The sequence below is a fragment of the Variovorax sp. P2_H12 genome, from assembly GCF_056403395.1.
Window position 1 is genome coordinate 16718 of record NZ_JBFUFO010000057.1, and the last position, 20732, is coordinate 37449.

At 69.6% G+C, this 20732-nt stretch carries 16 protein-coding genes and 3 pseudogenes; 16 read left to right on the plus strand and 3 right to left on the minus strand.

Annotated elements, in window-relative coordinates:
- Positions 1–7: 7 nt before the first annotated feature.
- From AC1DYK_RS31795 to AC1DYK_RS31805, 3 genes are all read right to left on the minus strand, one after another.
- Positions 8–1660, minus strand: coding sequence for a sigma 54-interacting transcriptional regulator (locus AC1DYK_RS31795; RefSeq protein ID WP_478169948.1), 1653 nt, complete (start codon positions 1658–1660; stop codon positions 8–10).
- A gap of 102 nt (positions 1661–1762) precedes the next feature.
- Complete coding sequence (locus tag AC1DYK_RS31800) at positions 1763–3394, minus strand: long-chain fatty acid--CoA ligase (RefSeq protein WP_478169949.1); 1632 nt, start codon at positions 3392–3394, stop codon at positions 1763–1765.
- A gap of 139 nt (positions 3395–3533) precedes the next feature.
- Positions 3534–4241 carry a TetR/AcrR family transcriptional regulator gene (locus AC1DYK_RS31805; protein WP_478169950.1) on the minus strand — a complete coding sequence of 236 codons (708 nt, stop codon included), beginning with the start codon at positions 4239–4241 and terminating at the stop codon, positions 3534–3536.
- A 170-nt stretch (positions 4242–4411) separates the two neighbouring features.
- Between AC1DYK_RS31805 and AC1DYK_RS31810 the strand changes: the two genes are divergently transcribed.
- The 16 genes and pseudogenes from AC1DYK_RS31810 to AC1DYK_RS31885 all read left to right on the plus strand — a co-directional run bounded on the left by AC1DYK_RS31810 (position 4412) and on the right by AC1DYK_RS31885 (position 20586).
- A complete protein-coding gene (locus AC1DYK_RS31810; protein WP_478169951.1) occupies positions 4412–5278 on the plus strand; it encodes a fumarylacetoacetate hydrolase family protein in 867 nt (288 codons plus the stop codon).
- A 3-nt stretch (positions 5279–5281) separates the two neighbouring features.
- A complete protein-coding gene (locus AC1DYK_RS31815) occupies positions 5282–6079 on the plus strand; it encodes an alpha/beta fold hydrolase (RefSeq protein WP_478169952.1) in 798 nt (265 codons plus the stop codon).
- Between the two features lie 176 nt (positions 6080–6255).
- On the plus strand, positions 6256–7548 hold the full coding sequence (locus tag AC1DYK_RS31820; RefSeq protein WP_478169953.1) for a metal-dependent hydrolase family protein: 1293 nt from the start codon (positions 6256–6258) through the stop codon (positions 7546–7548).
- Between the two features lie 12 nt (positions 7549–7560).
- Positions 7561–8844, plus strand: a complete 1284-nt coding sequence (locus AC1DYK_RS31825) for a metal-dependent hydrolase family protein (protein WP_478169954.1) — start codon at positions 7561–7563, stop codon at positions 8842–8844.
- Positions 8841–9782 carry a branched-chain amino acid ABC transporter permease gene (locus AC1DYK_RS31830; protein WP_478169955.1) on the plus strand — a complete coding sequence of 314 codons (942 nt, stop codon included), beginning with the start codon at positions 8841–8843 and terminating at the stop codon, positions 9780–9782. The genes AC1DYK_RS31825 and AC1DYK_RS31830 overlap by 4 nt, the downstream gene beginning before the upstream one ends.
- Before the next feature lie 79 nt (positions 9783–9861).
- Positions 9862–11013: a branched-chain amino acid ABC transporter permease gene (locus AC1DYK_RS31835; protein WP_478169956.1), complete on the plus strand. Its 1152-nt coding sequence runs from the start codon at positions 9862–9864 to the stop codon at positions 11011–11013.
- Positions 11014–11030: 17 nt separating this feature from the next.
- On the plus strand, positions 11031–12284 hold the full coding sequence (locus tag AC1DYK_RS31840; RefSeq protein ID WP_478169957.1) for an ABC transporter substrate-binding protein: 1254 nt from the start codon (positions 11031–11033) through the stop codon (positions 12282–12284).
- A gap of 151 nt (positions 12285–12435) precedes the next feature.
- A complete protein-coding gene (locus AC1DYK_RS31845; protein WP_478169958.1) occupies positions 12436–13248 on the plus strand; it encodes an ABC transporter ATP-binding protein in 813 nt (270 codons plus the stop codon).
- 47 nt (positions 13249–13295) lie between these two features.
- Positions 13296–13742: pseudogene (locus tag AC1DYK_RS31850) on the plus strand (ABC transporter ATP-binding protein); the annotation flags it as partial.
- 531 nt (positions 13743–14273) lie between these two features.
- Positions 14274–15479 (plus strand): annotated as a pseudogene (locus AC1DYK_RS31855) (Tm-1-like ATP-binding domain-containing protein); the annotation flags it as partial.
- A 29-nt stretch (positions 15480–15508) separates the two neighbouring features.
- On the plus strand, positions 15509–16345 hold the full coding sequence (locus tag AC1DYK_RS31860; protein ID WP_478169959.1) for a phosphoenolpyruvate hydrolase family protein: 837 nt from the start codon (positions 15509–15511) through the stop codon (positions 16343–16345).
- Between the two features lie 72 nt (positions 16346–16417).
- Positions 16418–18106: a flotillin family protein gene (locus AC1DYK_RS31865; RefSeq protein WP_478169960.1), complete on the plus strand. Its 1689-nt coding sequence runs from the start codon at positions 16418–16420 to the stop codon at positions 18104–18106.
- Between the two features lie 3 nt (positions 18107–18109).
- Positions 18110–18547, plus strand: coding sequence for an SRPBCC family protein (locus AC1DYK_RS31870; protein WP_478169961.1), 438 nt, complete (start codon positions 18110–18112; stop codon positions 18545–18547).
- A gap of 6 nt (positions 18548–18553) precedes the next feature.
- A pseudogene (locus tag AC1DYK_RS31875) lies at positions 18554–19996 on the plus strand (SRPBCC family protein); the annotation flags it as partial.
- A gap of 62 nt (positions 19997–20058) precedes the next feature.
- Entirely contained in the window at positions 20059–20355 is a 297-nt protein-coding gene (locus AC1DYK_RS31880; RefSeq protein ID WP_478169962.1) for a VOC family protein, read from the plus strand.
- 24 nt (positions 20356–20379) lie between these two features.
- Positions 20380–20586 carry a hypothetical protein gene (locus tag AC1DYK_RS31885; RefSeq protein WP_478158372.1) on the plus strand — a complete coding sequence of 69 codons (207 nt, stop codon included), beginning with the start codon at positions 20380–20382 and terminating at the stop codon, positions 20584–20586.
- Positions 20587–20732: the final 146 nt, after the last annotated feature.

Sequence of the window (20732 nt, forward strand, 5' to 3'; positions counted from 1 at the left end):
CAGAGCCTCAGGACGCCGGCAGCCCTTCCTTCTTGAGCCGGTAGGCCAGCTGCGGCCGCGTGATGCCCAGCAGCCGGGCGGCCTGCGACAGATTGCCCTTGGCGCGCTGCATGGCCATCTGCATCAGGCGCTGTTCCAGCGAGGCGATGTCGATGCTCTCTTCGAGCACCCGGTCGCACAGCGCGTCCAGGGTCCCGGCCTCCGCATCGGTGATCTGCCCGCCGGCGCCGATCTGACCGCCGCTGGGCGCGCCGGAGGGCGAGCTCCACAGGCAGGCTGCGTCGATGTCGCCATGGTCGGGCGCGAGCAGCACCGCCCGCTCGATCACGTTCTCGAGCTCGCGGATGTTGCCCGGCCACGGGTGCTTCAGCACTTCGCGCATCGCCTTGTCGGTCAGGCCGCGCAGCTTCTTGCCGTACAGCGCGCTGAACTTCTCGATGAAGCGCGCGACCAGCGCCGGGATGTCGGCCGTGCGTTCGCGCAGCGGCGGAATGGTGATCGGGAAGGTGTTGAGCCGGTAGAACAGGTCGCTCCTGAACCTGCCGGCCTGCATGGCCTGCGGCAGGTCGACATTGGTTGCGGCCACGATGCGGACGTCGACCCGGGTCGGCTGATCGGCGCCGAGGCGCTCGATCTCGCCGGTCTGCAGGACACGGAGCAGCTTCACCTGGGTGGCCGGCGGGAGGTCGCCCGCCTCGTCGAGGAACAGGGTGCCGCCGTGGGCACGCTCGAAGCGGCCAGCGCGCGCATGGTGGGCCCCGGTGTAGGCGCCCTTCTCGACCCCGAACAGCTCGGCCTCGATCAGCTCGGCCGGAATCGCCGCGCAGTTGACCGCGATGAAAGGCTGCTTGGCGCGCGGACCGTTGTCGTGTAGCCAGCGGGCGAACAGTTCCTTGCCGACGCCGGTCTCACCGAGGAGCAGCACGGTGATGGCGCTGGTGGCGGCCGTGCGCAACAGGTCGAACGCCGCACGAAAGCCCGGCGAGACGCCGACCAGCTTCTGGTCGTACTCCCGGCGCGGCTGCAGGGCGCGGATGTGTTCGAGCCCGAGGTTGAATTCGATCAGCCGCTCGGCCACATGGTGCTGCCGGAAGTAGTCGAGATAGCGCTCGTCCTGCCACTCCTCTGCAGGGTGCCCGACGATCCGGCAGCGGCTGTCGCCCATGCTCGTGCATTCGACCTCCTTGAAGACGACCAGCCGCCCGAGGAAGGCGCTGGTGTAGCCGGACGCATAGCCGATCTGCGACCAGCATTGCGGGTCGTCGCCGTAGCCGAAGTCGGCCACGTGGGCCTCGCATTCCCAGGAGTTCTCCCAGACGAACTCGCCGAAGAAGTGCTTGGTGGCCAGGTCCATCTCGAGCTGGATCATCTCGACGCTCACGATGCCCTCGATCGAATGCAGGCGCGGGCCGAGCATGAAGGCGTCCTCGGTGCGAAGGCCGGCGCGGCGTTCCTTGACGGCCAGTTCGCCGTCGCGCTGGCCCGACGCGAAGCCCATGCGCACCAGCAGGCCGCGCGCGCGCTCGACGCCCAGCGAATCCAGCAGCTCCTTGCGAAGCTCGGCGAAAGCCCGCGCGTGCAACAGCAGCATGCGCTGCTCGTCCAGCCAGATATGGCCGGAGCCGGCGTTGAAGCGCAGGAGAGAAAGCAGTTCTCCCACGTTGTCTCCTTGGATGAATGCCGCGTGGCGATGCCACGCCGGCGCGGTCCACGATGCTAGCAGCACGGCTCCGGCCGGCAGGCAGGCGCGGCGCCCGAGGCTTCAGTCCGGCGACTGCGACACCCGGTCGCGGTACAGCTCGCGCAGCCGGGTTTTCAGGAACTTGCCGGTCGCGGTCTTCGGAATCGCCTCGACCCACTCGAAGTCGTCGGGCAGCTGGAAGCGCGCCAGCTTCGGCCGCAGGAATTCGCGCAGCCCCGGCGCGTCGAGCTCGGCGCCCGGGCGCCGCACCACCACCACCAGCGGCCGTTCGCCCCACTTCGGATGCGGGATCGCGACCACTGCGGCCTCGGCGACCGCGGGATGGCCCATGGCCAGGTTCTCGAGTTCCACCGAGCTGATCCATTCGCCGCCCGACTTGATCATGTCCTTGCTGCGGTCGACCAGGTGCATGTAGCCCTGGGGGTCGATGGTGCCGACATCGCCGGTGCGCAGCCAGCCGTCGGCGGTGAACTTGCCCGGGTCGTTCGGCGTCGCATGGTAGGCGCCCGTGACCCAGGGTCCGCGCACCTGGACCTCGCCGGTGGCCTTGCCGTCCCAGGGCTGGAGCCCCTCGGCCTCGTCGACGATGCGCATCTCGACCAGCGGGGCGGCGATGCCCTGCATGGCGCGCACCGCATGCTGCTGTTCCTTGGGCAGCGCCAGGTGCTCGGTCTTGATGACCGGGACGCTGCCCAGGGGCGAGGTCTCGGTCATGCCCCAGCCCTGCACGATGCGCATGTCGTGCTGCTCGAAGTTGGCGATCATGGTCTGCGGCACCGCCGCGCCGCCGATCAGCATCCGCATGCCCTTCACGAGTTGGCGCTCGCGCGTGGGCTGCGAGAGCGACTGCCAGATCATCATCCAGATGGTCGGCACGCCGAGCGCCATGGTGACCTGCCCTTCCTCCATCAGGTCGAGCAGGTCTTCGCCGCCGAGGTGCGGCCCGGGCAGGACCTGGCCGGCGCCCACCATCATGGCCGAGAAAGGCACGGCCCAGGCATTGGCATGGAACATCGGCGTGACCATCATCACCTGGTCGCGCGCCGACAGCGCGAACAGGTCGGGGATGCAGCCGGTAATGGCATGCAGCACCATCGAGCGGTGCGAATACACGACGCCCTTCGGGCGGCCGGTGGTGCCGGAGGTGTAGCACATGCCGACGGCTTCGTTCTCGTCCTGCTCGGGGTACTGGTAGGCGGTGGCGTCGCCTTCGATGAAGTCCTCGTAGCGCTCCAGGCCGGCGGGCAAGGCCGCGCCGCCGAAGGGCACGACGATGACGCGCGGCTGCTGCTTCAGGAGCGGCGACACACGCTCCCAGACCGGCAGCAGCACGTCGTCGACGATCAGCACGCGATCGCCGGCGTCGTCCATGATGTAGGCGATGTCCTCGGGCGACAGCCGCAGGTTGAGGGTGTGGAGCACCGCGCCCGCGGCCGGGATGCCGAAGTAGCACTCCAGGTGCCAGGCATGGTTCCAGCTCATCGTCGCGACGGCCTCCCCGCGCGCGATGCCGGCCTTGCCGCGCAGGGCCTGCGCGAGCTGCCTCGCCCGGCGGCGGATCTCGCGGTAGCTGCGGCGGTAGGTCGACTTGTCGGGCAGCCGGCCCAGCACGCTCTGGTCGCCGAAGTAGGCGCCGGCGCGATCGAGGATCTGGTTGGTGCTGAGCTGCACCGGCATCATGGTCGATTTCATTCTGCTGTCTCCGTGGCGGGGCGAACTGCGCCGCATGATAGGGCGAGCCAGGCCTCAGCGGCCAGGGGTCCGAGGGATTTTGGAGCATGTCCAGCCCGCGCCGATGCGGCCGCGAAGAAGGGTCGGTTCGCTGGCGTCGTCAGCTGCGCTTGGCGGCCGCCGCGACGGTCTTCGCAGCGCTCGGCCGGGCCGGGCGCCGGGTGGCCGGCTTCTGCTCGGCGTCGCGCAGCGCGGCGTCGATCAGGGCGTCGGCCATCCAGAGCGCGGTGCGCTCGACCTCGCGATCGCCCAGGCCCCAGATGTCCTTGAGGATCACATAGGGCTCGATGCCGTAGACCACCGACAGGGCGTGATGCAGCCGGTCGCGCACCGCCGGGCGCATCAGGGGCGCCAGCGGCTCGATCGCGTGTTCGAGGATGCGCACGCGGTGGCCGCGCCGGTAGGGCTCCTCTTCCAGCAGCCCGGCGCGCTCCAGCCCCCACTGCTCCAGCGAGAGCTGGGCGGCGGCGCGCAATTGCGCCTCGAATTCCTTGAAGCGCGGAAAGGTCTGCAGGAACAGCTCGTGCACGCGGTCGCGCCCGTTCGGGTTGGCGGAAGCCAGCTTGCGCACCGGCCCGAGCGAGCTGTCGATCACCGCGGTGACCAGCGCGCTGCGGCTCGGGAAGTAGCGGTACGCGGTGGCGCGCGACACCTTCGCGCGCGCCGCGGCCTCGGCCACCGAGGGGATGTGGCCGCTCTCCTGGATGATGGTCATGGCGGTATCGAGCAGCAGCCGGAAAGTGGCGGCCCTGACGCCGCGTTCGGGCGGAGTCGGCGGTTCGCTCAGCTTGTGTTTCAGTCGCGCCATGGGGTTTGTACGGGGCTTGGACGGGCTCGGGGTCTATTGTGAACAGCGGATGCCGGATCGTATGATGCAGCCATCCCGATTTGAGACGCAAGTCTCAAACATGACTTCCAAGACTTCGAGGCAGCCGGTGCACACCGGCAGGACCCCGGGGCGATATGGAGACAAAGTCGATGCGCTTGGCCAGCTGGAATTGGGGTGGACGCGACCATGTGGGCACGATCTCGCCGGACGGGCGGGAGGCCACGCCGCTGGGCGCGCGCGACCCGTCGCTCGGCGCCCTGCCGCTGATCCAGGCGCTGGCACGCGGGGAGCCCTTGCCGCAGCCTTCCGGCACGCGGCTGCCGGTCGAAGTGATCACGCTGCGCGCCCCGCTGCCGCGTCCGCTGCGCAGCCTGTTCTGCGTCGGGCGCAACTACCGCGCGCATGCGGCCGAACTCGCCGGCTCGGTGTTCCGCGCCGCGATGCCCGAGACCGACCCCTGGCCGATCGTCTTCGGCAAGCTGGGCGAATGCGTCGTCGGTCCGTACGACGCGGTGCGCCTGCCCTCGCCCGCCGCCTCGATCCAGATCGACTACGAATCGGAGCTCGCCGTCGTCATCGGCCGCGGCGGGCGCGACATCCTCGCGGCCCATGCCATGGACCATGTGTTCGGCTACACGGTGGTCAATGACGTCACGGCGCGCGACGTGCAGATGCGCCACCAGCAGTGGGACCTGGGCAAGAGCTTCGACAGCTTCTGCCCCATGGGCCCGTGGATCGTGACCGCCGACGAGCTCGACGGCCGCGCCACCCGCGTGCGCGGCTGGGTCAACGGCGCACTGCGCCAGGACGGCCAGACGCGCGACATGATCTTCGACATCCCGACGCTGATCGAGACCTGCTCGCGCGGTATCACGCTGCACCCCGGCGACGTGATCGCCACCGGCACGCCCTCGGGCGTGGGCATGGGCCTGAAGCCGCCGCAATGGCTGAGGGCGGGCGACGTGGTCCGTATCGAGATCGACGGCGTCGGTGTCATCGAGAACCGGTTCGAGTAGGCCATGAGCTTTCAAATGATCGACCGCGTCGCGGTGGAAGAGGAAGGCGAAGGCCCGGCCATCGTCTGCGTGCACGGACTCGGCGGCAGCACCAACACCTACACGCCGCTGATGCCGGCGATGGCGCGGCACCGGGTGATCCGGGTCGACCTGCCGGGCAGCGGCCGCTCGCAGCGCGCCGAGGGCGCGCTGTCGATCGCGCGCTACGTCGAAGCGCTGCTCGACGTCTGCGAGCGGCTGAAGGTCGGGCGCGCCCATTGGGTCGGCCATTCGATGGGAACCATCGTCTGCCAGCACATCGCCGCTGCGCATCCGAAGCGGGTCGCGAGCGTGGCGCTGTTCGGCCCGCTGATCGCGCCGCCCGACGCCGCCCSCGCGGCGATGACCGCGCGGGCGGCCAAGGCGCGCGAAGGCGCCGCCGGCATGCACGAGATCACCCAGGCGCTGCTGCAGGGCGCCATCTCGGCCGACACCCGCCAGCGCCTGCCGGTGGCGGTGGCCTTCGTGCGCGAAAGCCTGATGCGCCAGGAGGGCGAGGCCTACGCCCGCAGCTGCGAAGCGCTGGCCGGCGCCCAGGCGGCCGCGGTCGAGCAGATCGAGGTGCCCGTGCTGCTGGTGACCGGCGACGAAGACGGCGTGGCGCCGCCGCAGGCGGTGCGCGCCATGGCCGAGCGGCTGCACCGCGCCGCCAGCCGGCGCGTCGTGGTGCTGCCGCGCTGCGGCCACTGGACCCCGATCGAGCGCCCCGACGAGTGCCAGCGCGAGCTGCGCGACTTCCTCGCGGCGCAGGCCAGGAGCTGAGATGAAACGCCCCCACGCTCATCACTTCGTGTATCGCTGCCCCCCGAGGGGGCGCTCAATGCCCTTCGGGCGGCCGGGCGGGCAAGAGATCGTTGGCCCCCACGCTCATCACTTCGTGTATCGCTGCCCCCCGAGGGGGCGCTCAGTGCCCTTCGGGCGGCCGGGCGGGCACTGACATGGCCGACGTGCTGTTCACCAACGTGCGGGTCTTCGACGGCGGCGGCGAAGCGCCCTTCACCGGCGACGTGTTGGTGCAGGGCAACCGCATTGCCCGCGTCGTCAGGACCGGCTACGGCGAACGATCGGCGCCGGTCTCGGGCGCGCAGGTGATCGACGGCGCCGGCGCCTTCCTGATGCCGGGCATGGTCGAGGCCCACACGCATTTCTCGTGGAACGACCAGCCCAGCCTCGACGCCATCCAGCGCATGCCGCCCGAAGAGCACATCCTGTGGTGCGCCGAGGTCGCGAAGCGCTACCTGGACATGGGCTGGACCAGTTGCGTCGGTGCCGCGGCGGCCAAGCCGAGGCTCGACGTCGTGATCCGCAATGCGATCAACGACGGCACCATCGTCGGCCCCCGCTACCTGGCCGCCAGCCAGGAGATCACCGTGCCCGGCGGCCTGGGCGACACCACCCGGCCGCACCTGCCGCAGCCCGAGTTCGCCTTCGGCGCGATCGTCAGCGGCGCCGAGGAGATGCGCCGCTGCGTGCGCATGTTCGCCAAGTACGGCGTCGACTCCGTGAAGATCAATCTCTCCGGCGAATCGATCACCGGCATGCCGAGCGAGATGAGCCAGTTCACCGAGGAAGAGGTCACCGTCTGCGTGCAGGAGGCCAAGGCCTGGGGCAAGCGCGTGGCCGCGCACGCGCGTTCCACCTGGGCCATCAAGCAGTGCGTGAAGCAGGGCATCGAGGTGATCTACCACGCCAGCTTCACCGACGAAGAGGCGCTCGACATGCTCGAGGCCCACAAGACCGAGCACTTCATCGCGCCGGGCCTGGCCTGGCTCATCAACACCTGCCACCACGCGAGCCCGTGGGGCCTGACCGAGGAGGTGACCCGGAAGATGGGCTACCACCGCGAGCTCGAGGCGGCCGTCGAGAGCATGCGCGCGATGCGCAAGCGAGGCATCCGCATCCTGCCCGGCGGCGACTACGGCTTTGCCTGGACACCGCACGGCACCAACGCCAAGGACCTCGAGTACTTCGTCAGGCACGTCGGCATGAGCACCATGGAAGCGTTGCTGTCGGCCACCGCCTGGGGCGGTCCGATGATGCGCATGGGCAAGGTCATCGGCTACATCCGGGAAGGCTACCTGGCCGACATCCTGCTGATCGACGGCGACCCGCTCGCCGACATCACGGTACTGCAGGACAAGGCCCGCATCATGGCCGTCATGAAGGACGGCGAGTTCCATCGCGCGCCGCCGGTGCGCTCGGCGCGCACCACGCGCTGGACCACGGCCTGACAGGAGAAGCCCATGGCTGACGTCGTCTTCACCAACGTCCGCATCCTCGACGGCACGGGGCAGAACCCCTATTCCGGCAGCGTGCTGGTGCGCGGCAACCGCATCCGGCAGGTCGGCCGCAGCACGGCGCCGATCGCGCCGGGTGGCGCGACGGTGATCGATGGCGCCGGTGCCACGCTGATGCCCGGGATGTGCGAGGCGCACACGCATTTCTCGTGGAACGACGCCGCCACGCTGGCCGAGATCCAGACCCTGCCGCTCGAGGAGCATGTGCTGTGGTGCGCCAAGGTCGCGCGGCGCTACCTTGAGGCCGGCTTCACCTCGTGCGTCGGCGCCGCCTGCGCCAAGCCGCGGCTCGATGTCGTGATCCGCAACGCGATCAACGCCGGGCAGATCCCCGGCCCGCGCTACCTGGCGGCGAGCCAGGAGATCACCGTGCTGGGCGGTCTCGGCGACGAGACCTTGCCGCACCTGCCCTTCCCCGAGTTCAGCTTCGGCGTCAACATCTCCGGCCCCGAAGAGATGCGCAAGGCCGTGCGCCTGTTCCTCAAATACGGCGTCGACTCGATCAAGATCAATCTGTCGGGCGACAACTTCACGCCCCAATCGCCCGCCGAGACCACCTGGATGTCGGACGAGGAGGTCGCGGCTGCCATGCGCGAGGTGCGCATCCGCGGCAAGCGCGGCATTGCGCATGCGCGCTCCTCCGACAGCGTGAAGCAGGCGATGCGCCACGGCATCGACCTGATCTACCACGCCAGCTTCGTCGACAACGAGGCGCTCGACCTGCTCGAGGCCGCCAAGGACCGCGTCTTCGTCGCCCCGGGCATCGCGATCCTCTACGCCATGCTGCACGAGGCCGAGCCCTACGGCATCACGCACGACATGGCGGTCGGCATGGGCTACGAGATCGAGTGGGAAGCCGCGATCGATTCGCTCCAGAAGATGCACCGGCGCGGCATTCGCGTGCTGCCGGGCGGCGACTACGGATTCGCCTTCACGCCGCATTGCCAGAATGCGCGGGACCTCGAGTTCTTCGTCAAGTACCTGGGCTTCACGCCGATGGAGGCGATCCGGTCGACGACGCTCTACGGCGGCCAGATCATGATGAAACCCGACGAACTCGGCGCCGTCAGGGACGGGTACCTGGCCGACCTGCTGCTGGTCGATGGCGATCCGCTCGCCAACCTGTCGATCCTGCGCGATCCGAAGCGCATCCTCGCGGTGATGAAGGACGGCGAGTTTGCCAAGGCGCCCGAGATCGCCTCGCAGCGGGCCTGGGAGCGCGCCGCGTGAGCAAGAAGAGCGCTGGCCTCTGGTTGCTGTTTGGCGTTCCGATCGCCGTCTTCGTCGTTTGGGCGATCGCCGACAACGCGACGCTGTTCTTCAAGACCTTGCTGAACGGAATGACGCTCGCGTCGCTGTACTTCCTGGTCGCCAGCGGCTTCACGCTGGTCTTCGGCCTGATGCGCAACGTCAACCTCGCGCACGGCTCGCTCTACCTCTTCGGCGCCTATGTCGGCTGGTTCGTCGGCGAACGCACCGGCTCCTGGGTGCTGGCGGTGATGGCGGGCTTCCTTGCCGCGGCGGTGCTCGGCCTGCTGATGCAGCTGCTGGTGTTCCGCCACATGCAGGGCCAGGACCTGCGGCAGACGCTGGTCACCATCGGCCTGTCGATCGTGATGGCCGACCTGATGCTCTGGCTCTGGGGCGCCGAGATCTACACCTTCGATCCGCCGGCGTGGATCTATGGCTCCACCACCCTCCCGCTGATCGCGAAATTCCCGACCTATCGGCTGTTCGTGCTGCTGGCATCGATCGTGATTGGCGTCGGGCTCTGGCTGCTGCTCGCGCGCACCCGCATCGGCATGATGATCCGTGCCGGCGTGGACGACCGCGCCATGCTGGCGGCCTCGGGCGTCAACGTGCAACGCGTCTTCGCGCTCACGTTCGCGATCGGCGCCGGCCTGGCCGGGCTGGCCGGTGTCGTCGGCGGCACCGCGCTGTCGATCTCGCCCGGCGAGGACACGCGCTACCTGCTGGCGTCCCTGGTGGTGGTGATCGTCGGCGGCATGGGCAGCGTGGTGGGCGCCGCCATCGGCGCGCTGCTGATCGGCCTGGCCGAACAGTTCGGCCTGGCCTATGCGCCGACCTACAGCGTGGTCTTCACCTTCGTGATCATGGTCGTGGCGCTGGCCTTCAAGCCGCGCGGACTGATGGGGAAGAGTACATGAGCGCCGCGGAGGGTTCCTTGAGCGCCGCCCGGCCGCCCGAAGGCGATCGCACCGCAGTGCGAAGCACGGAGGTTTTCGAGTGAGCGCGGCACGCTGGCGGCGGGCCATGCACGCGTCCTCGACGGCGGCGGCGCCCGCGCGCGGTACCGCGACGGCGCACGCGGGCACCCAGCCTCGGGGGGCCGGCAGCGCGGCCCGCCCGCAGGCGGCGGCCCCCGCGTGGTGGCGATCCGCGCTGGGCGCCGTGAAGCTGCGCCACCTGCTCGTTGCCGCTTTCGTCCTGGCCTATCCCTTCGTGGCCTCGCCCTTCTTCACCTTCCAGATCGGCGCCCAGTCGCTGGCGCTCGGCCTCATCGCGCTGTCGCTCACCTTCCTGGGTGGCTACGGCGGCATGGTGTCGCTGGCCCAGATGACGGTCGCGGGCTTCGCCGCCTACATGCTGGCGATCTTCGGCACCAGTAGCAACGTCGCGATCAGCCTGGGCTGGCCCTGGTGGCTGGCGCTGATCGTGGCGATCTCGCTGGCCACCCTGGTCGCGGCGGCCATCGGCTGGCTGTCGGTGCGCACCGAGGGCATCTACACGATCATGATCACGCTCGCGGTGGGCGTGGCCTTCTTCTATCTCGCGCAGCAGAACTACACGGTCTTCAACGGCTTCCAGGGCTTCAGCCGCATCGGGCCGCCGACGGTGTTCGAGCTCGACCTGCACGAGCCCATGCCCTTCTACTTCCTGGTCCTGGCCTGCGCGGCGGGCGGCTACTTCTTCGTCAAGCACCTGGTGCGGGCGCCCTTCGGCGTGGCCCTGCAAGGCATCCGCGACAACCCGCGCCGCATGCAGGCGCTGGGCTACGACGTGACGGCGCATCGCGTCGGCGCCTATGCGGTGGCCGGCTTCCTCGCCGCGGTGGGCGGCGTGCTCATGGTCTGGTACAACGGCCGCATCTCGCCCGGCACCGTCGGTATCGGCGCGATGATCAACATCCTCATCATCGCCGTGCTCGGCGGCATGAAGCACCCGATCGGTGCCTTCATCGGCGCGATCGTGTTCGTGCTGCTGCAGAACTTCGCCATCGACCTGGTCGACCGCGAACGCTTCAATCTCGTGATCGGCGGGGTCTTCCTGGCGATCGTTCTGTTTTCCCCCGATGGATTGCTGGGCCTGTGGCAGAGCCTGCGCAACCGCCTGGGCGCCCCTTTCACCCCCCGCGGCCGTGGCCGCATTCATCGATGAAAAAGAAGGAGCGAGACATGAGCAGAGGCAAGCAATCGTTCGGGCGCAGCATCATTGCTGCGGCGGCGCTGGTCACGGTGGCCGGCTTTTCCCAGGCGCAGGAAACCTTGAAGATCGGCCTGCTCGCCACGCTGGAGGGCCCGTTCGCGGCACCCGGCCAGGACAGCATGCGCGGCGCGGACCTCGCGCTGAAGGAAAGGAACGGCATGGCCGGGGGCAAGAAGATCGAGTTCGTCAAGGTCTCGTCCGACGCCACCCCGGACAAGGCGGTCAATGCCACGCGCAAGGCCGTCGAGCAGGACAAGGTGCAGATCATGATCGGCCCGCTGTCGGGCGACGAGGGCATCGCGGTCAAGAACTACGCGAAGACGCAGCCCAACATCACCTTCATCAACGGCTCGTCCGGCGCCCAGGCGACCACGCTGGCAGACCCGGCGCCGAACTTCTACCGCTTCAACACCGAGGGCGCGCAATGGATGGTCGGCCTGGGCGAGCATGCGCTCTCGAAGGGCTACAAGAAGACCTTCCTGATCGCCGAGGACTACGGGTTCCCGTACTCGCAGGTGCAGGGCTTCATGGCGAGCTACTGCGCCAAGGGCGGCAAGGTGGTCGACAAGGCCTGGGTCCCGCTCGGCACCAAGGACTACGCCTCGGTGATCGCGAAGATTCCGAAGGACGTCGATGCGCTGGTCGTCGTGCTCGGCGGTTCGGACGCGGTGAACTTCCTGACCCAGTACGAGCAGGCCGGCGGCGACAAGCCGATGGTCGGCGGCTCGATCACGGTCGACCAGACGGTGCTCAACTTCAAGGGCAAGCGCCGCGAGTCGCTGCTCGGCACGGCGTCCGCCGGGCCGATGGCCGATTCGATCGACACGCCCGAGTGGAAGAAGTTCGTGGCCGACTACAAGGCCACCTTCAAGGACGGATTCCCGAGCCCGTCGCTGTTCGCCTACCTGTACTACATCAACACCAAGGCCACGCTGGACGCGCTCGACGCGGTCAAGGGCGACCTGTCGAACGGCCAGAAGGCCTACCGCGACGCACTGCAGAAGACCAGTTTCAAGGGTCCGGCCGGCGAGGTCAGGATCGACGCCAACCGCAACGGCGTCGGCACCACCTACATCACCGAGGTGGCGAAGGCGCCCGACGGCTCGTTCTACAACAAGGTCGTCAAGTCGGTGCCCAACATCACGCAGACGCTGGGCCTGCCGGAGGCGGAGTTCAAGAAGATGGGCCTCGGCACCCGCGACGTCCCCGACTGCCGCAAATGAAGCCCACTCCCGTTGCTTGCTCACTGCGTGTAGCCGCCTCCCCCCTCAAGGGGGCCACACCGGCGGCCCGGCAAAGCCGGTTCCGCGGTGTGTCCCGAGGGGGCCCGGCTTCGCCGGCCGGCGCCTGGCACGCTTCGCGAGAAAGCTGAAGATGGCCACGATCACCCCGCTCAGGTCTGCCGCGTTGCGCGCTGGCGCGGATGCCCGCGCGCAGCTGCTCTCGGGCGACGCGCTGCGGCTGGACGGGGTGACGCGCGCCTTCGGCGCGCTGCGGGCGGTCGACGACGTGTCGCTCACCGTCACGGCCGGGCAGAAGTACGCGATCCTCGGCTCCAACGGGGCGGGAAAGACCACGCTCTTCAACGCCATCACCGGCGACTTTCCGCCGACGGCGGGGCGCATCCACTTCTTCGGCGAGGACATCACCGAACTGCCGCCGCACGACCGCATCCGCAAGGGCCTCCGGCGCACCTACCAGTCGTCGCTGCTGTTTCGCGACCTGTCGGTGCGCGACAACCTGTTCCTGGCGGTGCGCGGCGTGGCCAGCGGGCGCTTCAGTTTCCTGCGCGCGCGCGCCGGCCATGCCTCGATGCGCGCGACCCGCGACCTGCTCGAGCGCTCGCGCCTGAGCCACATCGCGGACGAACGGGTCGCCAATCTGGCGCACGGCCAGCAGCGCCAGCTGGAGATCGGCATGGCGCTGGCCGGCGCGCCGCGCCTGATCCTGTTCGACGAGCCCGCCGCCGGCCTGTCGCCGGTCGAACGGCGCGAACTGGTCGCGCTGCTGGGCTCGCTGCCGGCGCACATGAGCTTCGTGCTGATCGAGCACGACCTCGACATCGCGCTGCGCGTGGTCGACCGGGTCACGGTGATGCACAACGGGCGCGTGCTTCGCACCGGGACGCCCGACGAGATCGAGAACGACGCCCAGGTCCAGGCGATCTACATGGGGAGCAGGCACTGATGGCATGGTTTCGCACCGACCGGGCCGTCGCGGCCAGCGGCGCGCCGATGCTGGCCATCGAGGCGCTCGACGTCTTCTATGGCCGCGCCCATGCGCTGCAGGGCGTCAGCCTGACGCTGGAGCGCGGAGTGCTGGGCATCGTCGGGCGCAACGGCATGGGCAAGACGACGCTGTGCAACGCCATCACCGGCCTGGTGCCGGCGCGCGGCAGCATCCGGCTGGCGGGCGAGGAGATTCTCGGGCTGGCGCCGAACGAGATCACGAAGCGCGGCATCGCCTACGTGCCGCAGGGTCGCCGGGTGTGGGCGTCGCTGTCGGTCGACGAAACCCTTCGGCTGGTGGCCAGCCGCCGGCGCGAGGTCGATCGCGTCTATGCGATGTTCCCGCGCCTGGCGGAGCGCCGCGGCCATGGCGGCGCACAGCTGTCGGGCGGCGAGCAGCAGATGCTGGCGATCGGACGCGCCCTGCTGCTGAACCCCAAGCTGCTCGTGATGGACGAGCCCACCGAAGGCCTGGCGCCGGTGATCGTCGAGCAGGTGGCGCAGTCGCTGCGCGAGCTGGCGGCCGAGGGCCACATCGCGGTGCTGCTGATCGAACAGAACCTCGGTGTCGCGATCTCGGTGGCCGACCGCATCGGCCTGATGGTCAACGGCCGCATCGCGCAGGAGATGCCCGCGGCGCAGCTGGCGGCCGACCGCGAGCTGCAGGAGCGCCTGCTGGGCGTGCGCTCGGGCGGGCCGGAGGACGATCTCGAGGTGTCGAGCGCCGCCGTCGATACCGGCCCGCCAGAGTCCATGCAAGTGTTCACGGTGCGCCGCGCGCACGGCGACGGCGCGACCTCGCTCGACAAGCTGGCGCCGAGCACGGTGCGCGGCTTCACGCGCTGGAACGCCGGCGGCACTGCCGCGCCGGTGACCGACATCGTCCGGCTGGCGCCAGTGGCGGCGCCAGCGCCGGCCCAGCCTGCCGCCGCCTCGCCCCGCGTCTTCGAGTTCCCGGTCGCCGCAAGCAGCGAGCGCTCGGCCTACGTCGCCGGCACCTTCGACACCAAGGGCCGCGAGCTGGCCTTCCTGCGCCAGTGCCTCGAGAAGCTCGGCCTGCGCGTCGTCACGGTCGACCTGTCGACCTCCGGCACGCCCTCGCCCGCGAGCGTGCATCCGCGCGAGGTCGCGCGCCACCATCCGCTGGGCGAATCGGCGGTCTTCAGCAACGACCGCGGCAGCGCCACCGCAGCGATGGCGCTGGCCTTCGAGGCCTTCATCGGCACCCGCCGCGACCTGGGCGGCATCATCTCCGCCGGCGGTTCCGGCGGCACTTCGATGGCGACCCAGGGCATGCGCGCACTGCCGATCGGCGTGCCCAAGATGATGGTGTCGACCATGGCCAGCGGCGACACGCGGCCCTACGTGGGCCCCAGCGACATCTGCATGATGTATTCAGTCACCGACGTGCAGGGCATCCACCGCATCAGCGAGCTGGTGCTGGCCAATGCGGCGAACGCGCTGGCCGGCATGATCGCGCATCCGCCGGCGGCCTCCAGCGTCACCAGGCCGGCGATCGGCCTGACGATGTTCGGCGTCACCACGCCCTGCGTCCAGGCCGTCGCCCGGCGCCTGGAGAACGCCTTCGACTGTCTGGTGTTCCACGCCACCGGCGTCGGCGGCCAGTCGATGGAGAAACTGGCCGAGTCGGGCCTGATCGCCGGCGCGATCGACGTCACGACGACCGAGATCGCGGACGAGATCGCCGGGGGCGTGCTGTCGGCCGGCGCGACGCGGCTGGACGTCTTCGCCCGCCACGCGCTGCCCTACGTGGGCTCCTGCGGCGCGCTCGACATGGTGAATTTCGGCGCCTGGGACACGGTGCCCGAACGCTTCAAGGCGCGCCGGCTCTACCGCCACAACCCGACCGTGACGCTGATGCGGACCTCGGCCGAGGAATGCCGCGCGATCGGCGAATTCATCGCCGTGAAGCTCAACGCGATGCGCGGGCCGGTGCGCTTCCTGATCCCCGAAGGCGGCGTCTCCGCGATCGACCGGCCCGGCCAGCCCTTCCACGACCCGGATGCCGACCGGCAGCTCTTCGGCAGCATCGAGCGCGGCTTTCGCAGCGGCCCCGACCGCAAGCTGCTGCGCCTGCCGCTGCACATCAACGACGAAGCCTTCGCCGATGCCCTGGTGAGCGCCTGGCACGAGGTGTCGCGAACCCCGGCCGGCGCGCGGCGCGCCTGAGCGCCCCTGACAACAGGAGGACCCCGACCATGCCACGCATCTCCCGATCGACCCTGCTGGCTCGCCTGCGCGCCAAGATCGACGCCGGCCGACCGATCATCGGCGGCGGCGCGGGCACCGGCCTGTCGGCCAAGTGCGAAGAGGCCGGCGGCATCGACCTGATCGTGATCTACAACTCGGGGCGCTACCGCATGGCGGGCCGCGGCTCGCTGGCGGGCCTGATGGCCTACGGCAATGCCAACGAGATCGTCTGCGAGATGGCGCGCGAGGTGCTGCCGATCGTGCAGCACACGCCAGTGCTGGCCGGCGTGAACGGCACCGATCCGTTCATGATCCCGGACGAATTCCTGGGCCGGCTGATCGCCCTTGGCTTTTCGGGGGTGCAGAACTTCCCGACCGTCGGCCTCATCGACGGCGTCTTCCGGGCCAACCTCGAAGAAACCGGCATGGGCTATGCGCTCGAGGTCGAGCTGATCGCTCGTGCCCGCGCGCTCGACCTCCTGACCACGCCCTACGTCTTCTGCGAGGCCGATGCGCGCGCGATGGCCGCGGCCGGCGCCGACATCGTGGTGTGCCACCTGGGCCTGACCACCGGGGGCGTCATCGGCGCCGGGACCGCGCTCGCGCTGGCCGATTGCGTGCCGCGGATCAACGCCTGGGCGGCGGCGGCGCATGCGGTGAACCCCGAGGCGATCGTGCTGTGCCACGGCGGGCCGATCGCCACGCCCGAAGATGCGCAGTACGTGCTGTCGCGCTGCCCGGCGTGCCACGGCTTCTACGGCGCGAGCTCGATGGAGCGCCTGCCCGTCGAGGCGGCGCTCACCGAGACGACGCGACGCTTCGTTCAGATCACGTTGGACAGATGACCTTGCGGGACAGACCCATCAGCTGCTCGGCAGCTTTTGCTTTGTCCTCAACTGAATAAGGAGACGAGATCCATGTCAGGCGCTCAATTCGGAAGTTTCATCCTCGGGCTGATCGTCGTTGCGATCGTCGTCGCCATCGCGGTCTGGCTGCTCCACTGGCTGTACCTGCGCAGCTCCAAGGAGCGGTCCTTCGTGCGCACCGGGCTGGGCGGGCAGAAGGTGGTGCTCGGCGGCGGCGCCTTCGTGCTGCCGATCGTGCACGACGTGATCCCGGTCAACATGAACACGCTGCGCCTCGAGGTCAACCGCGGCCGCGACAAGGCGCTGATCACCAAGGACCGGATGCGCGTCGACGTCATCGCCGAGTTCTACGTCCGCGTGGCGACCAGCGAAGAGGCGGTCGCCGCAGCGGCCCAGACGCTGGGCCTGCGGACGATGGAGCCCGAGCAGCTCAAGGAACTGGTCGAGGGCAAGTTCGTCGACGCGCTGCGCACCGCGGCGGCCGAGATGACGATGGAAGAACTCCACGAGCGGCGCGGCACCTACGTGAAGCGGGTGCGCGACGCCGTCGCCGAGGACCTGACCAAGAACGGCCTCGAGCTGGAAGCAGCCTCCCTGACGCAGCTCGACCAGACCGGCATGGAGTTCTTCAATCCGAGCAACGCCTTCGACGCCGAGGGCCTGACCCGCCTCACGGAGCAGATCGAGCATCGCAAGAAGCAGCGCAACGACGTCGAGCAGGACACGCTGATCGCGATCCGCAACAAGAACCTCGAGGCCGAGAAGCTCTCGCTCGACATCGATCGCGAAGCCGAGCACGCGCGGCTTGCGCAGCAGCGCGAGCTCGAGATCGCGCGCGCCCGCCAGCGCGCCGAGGTGTCGGCCGAACGCGCGCAGCGCGAGCAGGACGCCGAGGCCGCGCAGATCGCGGCGAAGCAAGGCATCGACCAGGCCCGCATCCGCGCCGAGCAGACGATCGAGGAGGGACGCATCGGCAAGGAGCGCGCGATCCAGGGCGCCGAGATCGAGCGCCGCCTGTCGCTCGAGCTGGCGGAGCAGCAGCGCGCCATCTCGGTCGCGCGCGAGAGCAAGGCCCAGAGCGAGGCGCAGGCCGAAGCCGAGATCGCGCGGGCGCTGGCGGTGTCGGCGGAGGAGAAGGTCTTCACGGCCCGCGAGGTCGAGATGGCCGAACGCAAGAAGGCCATCGACCTGATCGGCGCGCAGCAGGTCGCCGAGCGCGACGCCCTGCGCCTGACTTCGGCGGCGCAGGCCGAGAGCGACGCCAGCACCGCGCGCGGCGCCGCAGTGCGCGCTCAGGCCGAAGCCGACGCGGATGCCGACAAGATCCGCTCGATGGCGATGCGGGTGCGCGCCGAGATCGAGGCCGACGCGGCGCGCATGATGAACGAGTCCCACAACATGCTCACGCCCGAGGCGCGGATGTCGGCCCTGCGCCTGAAGCTGGTCGAGAAGGCCGAGGCGATCATCCGCGAATCGGTGCGCCCGCTGGAGCGCATCGAAGGCATCAAGATCCTGCATGTCGACGGCCTCGGCGGTTCCTCGGGCGGCGGTGAAGGCGGTGGCGGCAGCGGCTTTGCCGACGGCCTGGTCAACTCGGCGCTGCGCTTCAGGGCGCAGGCGCCGCTGGTCGACCAGCTGCTGCGCGAGATCGGCATCGAAGGCGGCGACATCCAGCGGCTGGTCGGCGACGCCAGCGGCGCCCATGCCGCCCTGCCCTCGGCGCCGACGCCGAAGGAATAGCGCATGGTGAATGTCTATGTCTCCAGCGTGATCGACGCCCCCGCGGACAGCGTGTGGTCGCGCGTGCGTGATTTCAACGGCCTGCCGCAATGGCATCCGCTGATCGCCGACAGCCGGATCGAGAACGACCAGCCGCCCGATCGCGTCGGCTGCATCCGCCACTTCCACCTGAAGGACGGCGGCATGATCCGGGAGAAGCTGCTGGCGCTGTCCGACTACGAGTACAGCTGCACCTACGAGATCCTCGAAAGCCCGATGGGCGTGGCGAACTACATCGCCACGCTCAAGCTCACGCCGGTCACCGACGGCGGGCACTGCTTCGCCGAATGGAGCGCCGAGTTCGACTGCGAGGCCGGCCGGGAGCGCGAATTGACGGAATCGATCGGCAACGGCGTGTTCCAGGCCGGCTTCGACGCACTGAAGCGGCGATCGTTGCGCTGAGAATCCATGCTTCAGAAGGTCGTGCGCTCCGCAGTCATCGATGCGCCCATCGAGCGCGTCTGGGCGGTGCTGCGCGACTTCAACAGCCACGACCGGTGGCACAGCGCGATCGCGTCCAGCCATATCGAGGGAGGCGAGCGCAGCGACCAGGTCGGCTGCGTGCGCAGCTTCACGCTGAAGGACGGCAACCGCATCCGCGAGCAGTTGCTGACGCTGTCGGACACCGAGCACAAGAGCACCTATTGCATCGTCGAGGCGAGCTTGCCGCTGCAGCGCTACGTCGCCACGGTCAGGCTCAAGCCGGTGACCGACGGCAACCGGACCTTCTGGCATTGGGAGTCGAGCTTTGCGACGCCGCCGGGGATGGAGCGCGAACTGCGCGACACCGTGGCGCAGGGCGTGTACGAGACCGGCTTCGAGGATCTGCGGCGCTACCTGCGCGGGGGCGCCGACCGGCACGCGCCCGCCGGCCACGCGATGCCGACGGCGCTGCCGGTGCCGACGCGCCGTGTCGCCATCGAGCGCTATGGCGGCCCGGATGAACTTCGGGCGCAGGCTTTCGAGGCCCCCGCGCCGCGCGCCGGCGAACTGCGCATCCGGCAGCGCGCCGTCGGCGTCAACTTCATCGACGTGTACCTGCGCCGCGGCTGGATGCCGTCGATGCTGCCGCTCTCCGCGGGCTCGCCCGGCGTGCCGGGCATGGAGGCCGCCGGCGGCGTGCTCGATGTCGGCGCGCAGGTCTCCGGCTTCCTGCCCGGCGACCGTGTGGCCTACCTCGGCCCCGTGCCGGGCGCCTATTGCGGCGTGCGCTGCGTGCCGGCCGAGTGGGTGGTGCGATTGCCTGCCGCGGTCGAGGACGACGTTGCTGCCGCGCTGCTGCTCAAGGGCATCACGGCCGACTACCTGCTGCACGACCTCGGGCGCGTGCAGCGTGGCACCCGGCTGCTGGTCCACGCGGCGGCCGGTGGCGTCGGACTGCTGGTGTGCGCCTGGGCGCGCCGTCTCGGCGCCGTGGTGATCGGCACGGTGTCGAGCGAGGAGAAGGCCCGCGTCGCGCGCGAGCATGGCTGCGAACACGTGATCGTGACCCGCGACTACCGCTTCGCCGATGCCGTGCAGCGCAGCTGCGGCGGCGCCGACGTGGTGATCGACGGCCTGGGCGACGCGGCCCGCGACGAGAACCTGGCCGCCCTCGCGCGCCGGGGGCACTGGATCAGCCTCGGCCAGGCCAGCGGCCCCCTGGCGCCGCTGGCGCCCGATGCGCTGGTGGCCAAGTCGCTGAGCTTCTCGCGCCCCGTCGTGTTCGACTACGTCTCGACCCAGGCGCAGTTGGCCGAACGCGCGCAGCGCGTCTGGAGCGCGCTGGCGGACGGCTCGATCCGCCTGCCACCCATCGAGCGCTTTGCGCTCGATGCCGCGGCGCAGGCGCACGCGCGGCTCGAGTCGCGGGGGGCCGGGGGGGGGGGGGGGGGGAGCAGAAGACGCTCGCCTTCTACACCGGCCTGCTCGGCCTGCGCGTCGGGCATCGGCCGGAGCTCGGCTTTCCCGGCGCCTGGCTCTACGGCAGCGGCCCGCAGGCGGTGCTGCACCTCTACTTCGATCGGCCGGTGCCGGCGCAGCGCACCGGAGTCATCGACCACATGGCGTTCACGGCGCAGGACCTGCGCGCGGTCAAGGCCCGCTTCGACGAGAGCGGGGTCAGGTACGAGTTGCGGCAGCAGGCCGGTGCCGGCACCTGGCAGCTGTTCTGCCACGACCCCAACGGGGCCAAGGTGGAGCTCGATTTCGACGCTTCGGAGGTGCCTTGAACGTCGAGGCGCTACAGTCGGCGCATGAACCGGCTCGCCTTGTCTTTCCTCGCCTTGGCACTGGGTGGTTGCGCCACGCCCCCCAATGAAGTCGTCCGCATGAGCGACGGCGTCTTGCGTGCCACGACCTCCGCCCAGGCTGCGGCGCATTGCGAAAAGGATCGATCGACCCTGCGGATGCTCGGGAAGGCGCCGGCGGAGTCCGGCGTCCTGTTTCGCTGCGAACGCTAGCCCGAAGTTCCTGAAGTCGCCGAGCGAGTTTTCCTTTGCACGACAAGCATTTGGCGTGAGATCGGGGTTCTGGCTGCTGTCTACATCTGGATCTTCTGGATGAGGTTGAGCGCTCTCTGCTGCTTGGCGTTGGGCGTGGTGAGGAC